Annotated in this window: 4 protein-coding genes; 2 read left to right on the top strand and 2 right to left on the bottom strand. The window is 64.4% G+C overall.

What is annotated here, in order from left to right; translation table 11 throughout:
• Nucleotides 1-325: hypothetical protein (locus H5T60_13180; protein MBC7243383.1), on the top strand; the 325-nt coding region annotated here is incomplete at its 5' end.
• On the opposite strand, the gene H5T60_13175 is transcribed toward H5T60_13180, so the two are convergent.
• Together H5T60_13175 and H5T60_13170 are read right to left on the bottom strand one after the other, a co-directional pair.
• Nucleotides 322-1,587, bottom strand: coding sequence for a hypothetical protein (locus H5T60_13175; protein MBC7243382.1), 1,266 nt, complete (start codon nucleotides 1,585-1,587; stop codon nucleotides 322-324). The genes H5T60_13180 and H5T60_13175 overlap by 4 nt on opposite strands.
• Nucleotides 1,588-1,645: 58 nt before the next feature.
• Nucleotides 1,646-2,899 (bottom strand): PLP-dependent transferase, encoded by a 1,254-nt coding sequence (locus tag H5T60_13170; protein MBC7243381.1) that lies wholly within the window; start codon nucleotides 2,897-2,899, stop codon nucleotides 1,646-1,648.
• Nucleotides 2,900-3,060: 161 nt separating this feature from the next.
• On the opposite strand from H5T60_13170, the gene H5T60_13165 reads away from it, so the two are divergent.
• The coding region (locus H5T60_13165) for a metal-sensitive transcriptional regulator (GenBank protein ID MBC7243380.1) at nucleotides 3,061-3,329 on the top strand (269 nt) is incomplete at its 3' end.

Here is a 3,329-nt window from a genome sequence, read left to right as displayed (position 1 = left end):
CTGGGAGCGCGCCGGCGCCTTCATCGGGATGCTGTTCGGCGGCCTGGCGATCCTGGTGCTGTTTCCTGTTCTGCGGGCGATCCATCCTCTGCTGGGCCTGATCGCGGCGATTATCTTCTTCTTCGGGGTTGCCATCGGGTTTTCCATTATCTGGATGCGGGTTTGCGACCTGCTCGTCGGCTTACCGCGCTACGCCAGTGTGCTGTTCTACCGCCAGCGCGGCAACGATGAGGTGTTCTTCTCCTTCGCAAATCGCTCATATGGTGAGCGATTTATGCGAGCGAATCAGCCGGCCAGCGAGCAGGAGGTCTCCGGGCAGAGCTAGTCCCAGATGTCCCGCCGGCGCTGCCATTCGTCCTGTTCCTTCGCCAACGCCTCCAGCGCGGAACGCACGATCTCCTCGTCGCGGGCAGTTTCTTCCGCGATGGCCTTCCAATCCTCCTCCGCCGGAACGGGCGCACCTGGTCGTTCCTTCTCCAGCGCCTCTTGCGGCGCTGGTTCCAGAGTCTCCGGGATGCGGTCGGCGCGCGGTGCTGTCTCCGCCTCCGCGGCGGTGGGCGCCGGCCGGCGGACCGGAAGCGGGACGGCACGATATATTTCAGGACGCACGGCCTGCCGGAGTGAGCCGGGCGATTGTTCCCACCAGGCGTGAAGCTGTTCCAGATCCAACTCTCCAATCAGCAGGCCCTCCACTGCACTGCCCATGCCGGCAATGATGCCGTCGACACGGCCGGTGATGGGAGCCGGGCCGGCGATGCATGATGTGCCGATCCCGTGCGCTTCCTGTCTTTCCCTCAACCAGGGAATACGCCCCACCAGGAAACATTCGATGCCGTACAGCTCGTTCTCGATGATGCGGGACTGAAAGGCGATATGCATGGCGTGTGCGATCTCTGCCTCATGCACTGCGGCCAGGTGCACCAGGATATCCGCGCCGGCGCCGGCCAGCGCACGGGCGGTTTCAGGGAACAGGATATCCTCCCCGATCAGCACGCCGATACTGCCGGCCGGCGTGTGGATCACGGCCAGGTTGTTGCCCGGCGCATGTCCTCGCCAGCGGGGGCGGAGGATGTGGGTCTGGTCCTGCCGGCCGAGCAGGGCGCCATCCGGGCCAAAGACGTAGGCGCTGTGCAGTGCCAGGGGAGGAGTAGCCGGGCATGGGCAGGTGCCGGCGACTATGACGAGCTGATAGCGCCTGGCGAGCTTTGCGTACATCTGCACGTATGCTTCCTCTAACCGGCCCAGATTGGCGGGGTTTTCCAGCCATTCCATGAGCGCGGCGGCATAATCGGCGCGCAGTATGCCGGCCAGTGGACGGGCCAGGAGGCCGCGTGCCCGATCTCTCAGCGGCCGGCGCGGGGCGGTGGCGCTGGCGGCGGCGCGTGCTAGGCGCGAACGGGGGCCGGTCAGGAGCGGGGCGGCCGACAGCAGGCCCATGCCTTCCGGCAGAACAAGCAGGTCGGCATGGCGTTCGCGTGCCATGCCGGCGAACCGCTCGATCGCCTCCTGGTACGCGTCGAGCGATGCCTCTACCCGCGCCTGATACTGCACGCAGGCTGCGTGCACTGTGGTAGAACTGTTCCCCATATCGCACCTCCGCAATCTTCCATCAAAGGGCGTCTCCCTGCCGGCAGGAGAGACGGCGTTACAGCGATCGCAGGGCCTGGTCCAGGTCCTCTTTCAAGTCTTCGACATGCTCGATGCCGGCGGACAGGCGCACCAATGCCCGGCTGATGCCCACTTTCGCCAGCTCTTCCTCGGTCAGCGCGGCGTGGGATGAATGCGCCGGGTACAGGATCGTGGACTGGACATCGCCGAGCGTGGTGGCCGGCTGGATGATGCGCAGGCGTTCCATCAGCGCAAAGGCTTTTTGGGCGTTGCCATCCTTGATCTCGAAGCTGAGCACCGCGCCGAACAGCCCGTTGCGGAAGAGCCGGCCGGCCAGCGCATGGCCCGGATGGCTCGGAAGGCCAGGGTAATACACCCGCGAGACCCCGGGATGGCTTTCCAGAAAGCGTGCCAGTTCCATGGCATTGGCGCACTGGCGCTCAAAACGCAGAGGGAAGGTCTTCAGGCCGCGCAGGGTCAGATAAGCGGCGTGAGGGTCCAGGTTGCACCCTAACTGATAGGATGTGATGTACATCTGCTCAAAGTCAGGGGCGCGGCAGAGCACGGCGCCGGCCAGCACATCCCCGTGGCCGGCGAGGAATTTGGTCAGGCTGTGCACCACGAAATCGGCGCCGAAGCTCATGGGCTGAAGGGTCATAGGGGTCGTGAAAGTGCTGTCAATGATGGCTCTGGCGGCGTAGCGGTGTGCCAGCTCCACCACTGCCGGCGCGTCGATGACCTTGAGCAGGGGATTGGTGAGCGCTTCAAATATTACCAGCCGGGGGCGCCTGGTGCGCAGGATATCTTCCACCTCATCCAGATGGGTGAAATCGGCGATGATGGGTTGCAGGCCCAGGCGCGGCAGGAGCGAGTTGACCAGAGCATAGGTCGTGCCGTAAATGTCGGCGGCACACAGGACAGCGTCGCCGGCGCGCACCTGGGAACCCACGATGGCCAGATGCACCGCCGCCATGCCCGAACTGCAGGCCAGGGCGGCGTCGGCGTTTTCCAGGGTGGCCAGCGCCTGCTCCAGCGCGTTGGTGGTGGGAGAGGCATAGCGCGCATACACATAGCCGGGCGTGCGAGAGGCCAACACATCATCCAGCTCCCGGGTATGTGGGTAGGTGAAGGTGGTGGCCAGGTGAATGGGCGTGGTGGAAGGACGGGCAGGGATAGGGTCCTGATGTTCGCCGGCATGCACGCACTGGGTCTCCAGCCGGCGCGCCAGGATGCGCGCATCGCGCCGGCGCAACTGCATCGCGGCAGGAAGTTTCGGCTGTTCGCTGGTCATGGAAGATGTCCTCCTGGTGCAGGATGTAATGTATGCTGGGTCGGTATGCACAGCTTACCACCATGGAGCGAGGTATGTCAATTTGACAGGCCGGCCCGATTGCGGTATATACAATACCCAGGTAAGGTATAAGGAGAGGCGCCATGGAAGGGCAAGGCGAGATGAACAGCGTGCCGGAGCGGACCGAGATTATGCGGCGACTGCGCCGGCTGGAAGGGCAGGTGCGCGGCATCCAGAAAATGCTGGCGGAAGGCCGGGAGTGCAAAGATGTCATCACCCAACTGCTGGCCATCCGCGGGGCGGTGGATGAGGTGGGGCTTCTGCTCCTGCGGGATGAGCTGAACCGCTGTCTGGTGGATGCAGAGGGAGCGAATGCTCCTGCTCCCGCCCAGGTCCAGCAGTTGCGGGATATCCTGCATCTGTGGATGCG

The organism is Anaerolineae bacterium (assembly GCA_014360855.1).
Taxonomy (GTDB): Bacteria; Chloroflexota; Anaerolineae; order JACIWP01; family JACIWP01; genus JACIWP01.
Note: the sequence above shows the minus strand (reverse complement) of the source record. Positions and strands in the feature narration are given on the sequence as shown.